This window comes from Stenotrophomonas sp. HMWF003 (assembly GCF_003061285.1).
Taxonomy (GTDB): domain Bacteria; phylum Pseudomonadota; class Gammaproteobacteria; order Xanthomonadales; family Xanthomonadaceae; genus Stenotrophomonas; species Stenotrophomonas maltophilia_AP.
Genome location: NZ_QAIW01000159.1, coordinates 1 through 2874, shown reverse-complemented (window position 1 = coordinate 2874; position 2874 = coordinate 1). Strand labels below are relative to the sequence as shown.

Here is a 2874-nt window from a genome sequence, read left to right as displayed (position 1 = left end):
GGCAAGACCGCCACGATGGTGGCCAAGGCGGCCTATGCCGTGGACCGTGGCCTGGTGGCCGCCGAGCAGATCGTGATGCTGGCCTTCAACAAGGAGGCTGCCAGCGAACTGCAGCAGCGGGCCGACCAGGCCTTCCAACGGCTGGGACTGGACGGCGATGGCGTGCAGGCGCGCACCTTCCACGCGCTGGGCCGGCAGATCATCGGCCAGGCCACCGGGAGGTTCCCGAACGTGCCCGACTGGGCGGTGGACGCCGGCCAGGGCCTGGAGCGGCTGGCCGACCTGGTGGACCAGCTCAAGGACCGCTCGCACGCGTTCCGGACCCAGTGGGACCTGTTCCGGCTGGTGTTCGGGCGCGATCTGGTCACGCAGGGCAGCGCGCCCGTCGCCGATGGCTGGGAGGCCGATGGACGCGGCTACGTGCACAGCCTCAACGGCGAGCGCGTGCAGGACATCGAGGCCTGCCTGGTGGCCGACTGGCTGTTTTACAACGGGGTGGGCTACCGCTACGAACGCGGTGATCATTTCGACCCCGGCACCGATCGCCACGTGGCCGGCGCTGCGAGCTTCCACTACGCCGGTACTCCACTGCGGCACGAACATCGCAGCGGCACGCAGGACGCCACCACACGCGACCGCGCCGACACGCTTCACACCGGTTCGGCCGCGTTGCGCAGCGGCGCGCTGTTCGACCTGCTCGGCCAGGCGCTGGGCAGGCACGGGGTGCTGCTGGACCCCAACCCCGACCGCGCGCTGCCCGAGAGTGGCGCGCGGCCCATGCCCGATGCCGAGCTGATCGGGCTGGTGCGCACCTTCATCAGCCATGCAAAGAGCAACGGGCTGGACGTGGAGGACATGGCGCAGCGCCTGCGTGCGATGCCCGAGGACCAGTTCAAGCACCGGCATCGCCTGTTCCTGGCGCTGGCCGCGCCGATCCTGCAGGCGTGGGACGACGCGCTGGCGGCCGAGCATGCCATCGACTTCGAGGACATGCTCAACCAGGCCGCCGAGCTGCTGGAAAGTGGGCGTCATGCATCGCCCTACCAGCTGGTGATGGCCGATGAATTCCAGGACGCCTCGCGCGCCCGTGCGCGTCTGTGCCGGGCGCTGGTGCAGGCGCCGGGCCGGCACCTGTTCGCGGTGGGCGACGACTGGCAGTCGATCAACCGGTTCGCCGGCGCGGATGTGTCGGTGATGACCGGTTTCGTGGACTGGTTCGGGCACGGCCAGGTGCTGAAGCTGGAGCAGACCTTCCGCTGCCCGCAGGCGCTGTGCGATGTGTCCAGCCGCTTCATCAGCCGGAACCCGGCGCAGATCGGCAAGCAGGTGCGGTCGCAGACCCCTGCGCAGGGACCGGCACTGCAGGCTTTCCAGGTCGCCAACCGCGACCAGCTGCGCGATGCCGTGGGCCAGTACCTGCAGCAGCTGCAGCGCCAGCTGCTCAGTGGCGAGCGCGCACCGGGACGCAGCGGCAAGCTGTCGGTGTTCGTGCTGGGCCGGTACAACGCCGACCGCGCCCTCGTGCCGCCCGATTGGCAGGCGCGCTTTGGCCAGCAGCTGGAGGTGCGCTTCTTGACCGCGCACCGGGCCAAGGGCGCCGAAGCCGATGTGGTGATCCTGCCGGCCATGCTGGAGCGCAGCTTCCCCAACACCCGCGCCGACGACCCGGTGCTGGCGCTGGCCATGCCCCACGCCGACACCTGGCCGCTGGGTGAAGAGCGCCGCCTGTTCTACGTGGCCCTGACCCGCGCGCGGCGCACGGTGGCGATGTTCAGCGTGCGCGGCCGGCGCTCGGCGTTCCTCACCGAACTGGTGCAGGACGGCGCGGTGCAGGTAACAGCGCTGGATGGCAAGGCAATCCAGGAACAGCCCTGCCCGGCCTGCGATGGCGGGGTGATCGTGCAGCGCACGGGTGCCTACGGCAGCTTCCAGTCCTGCTCGGGCTATCCGCGATGCCAGTACAAGCCGCGCCAGCCAGCGGGACCCGTCACGCGCTGACGGGCCGCCTGCCGGATGCGGCGCCGCCAAGCCGCGCTAGCGAAGGCCGTCGATGGCGGTGTCGCTTGGCGCGCGCTCCGGTGCGTACTTGCGCTCGATGCTCGCCTCACGATCCCGCCGCTGCTCGGAACAGCGTTGCTGTGCCGTGGTGAGGCTGTTGTCCGCACTGCGGCGTTCGGCGCTGATCGACTGCTCCAGGCTGGCCACCTGCGCGCGGACGCCCGCCTCGCGCGTGGCCGCGGCCAGTGCATCTTCATCGGTGTGGCCCAGCTGCTGATTCAGCGCGGCCACCTGCCGCTGGTAGGTCTGGATGCGCCGATCGGCCGCTCCCTGGATGTTCGACTGCGCTGCGTTCATGCAGTTGCGCTCGGCAATGGAGGCATCGGACAGGTCCGTGGAACGGAATACCGCCGCCTGCGTTGCGGTCTCGCCCGGGGTACGGGTGGCCGCCCGGTGCGCGCGTACGGTGACCTCCTTGGCGCCGGCGCCGCACGGCTGCTGCGCGTACACGGTTTCACCCTTGCTGCCGGTGCACTTGTACACCTGGGCCTGGGCAGGGGCTGCCGCCGCAAACGCACCGGCCGCGCATGCCAGCGCCAAGCCCCACCATTGCTTTCCGTCCATGAATGCACTCCGCCGTGCTCGTTGGAGGACCATTCTTGACCGCGGGCGCGCGAACGCACCAGTACCGTCGTCCCGATTCGTGCGTGCGGTTATGCTCCAGCCAGACAGCCCTGCCCACCAGGACAACCGCGATGCGCAGATCGATCTCGCTGGCACTGTTGATTACGTTGGCCTTGCCGCTGCCCGGTGGGGCGAAGACCCCGCCTGGCGACGCACCGCCGTCCGCGCAGACCGGCCAGCTGCAGGGTGCGC

General features: G+C 70.2%; 2 protein-coding genes. One reads left to right on the top strand and one right to left on the bottom strand.

Going from position 1 to position 2874, the window contains the following annotated elements:
• Positions 1-1998: UvrD-helicase domain-containing protein (locus tag DBR34_RS06435; protein WP_258223710.1), on the top strand; the 1998-nt coding region annotated here is incomplete at its 5' end.
• Between the two features lie 36 nt (positions 1999-2034).
• On the opposite strand, the gene DBR34_RS06430 is transcribed toward DBR34_RS06435, so the two are convergent.
• Positions 2035-2622 carry a DUF4124 domain-containing protein gene (locus tag DBR34_RS06430; RefSeq protein ID WP_181393917.1) on the bottom strand — a complete coding sequence of 196 codons (588 nt, stop codon included), beginning with the start codon at positions 2620-2622 and terminating at the stop codon, positions 2035-2037.
• Positions 2623-2874: the final 252 nt, after the last annotated feature.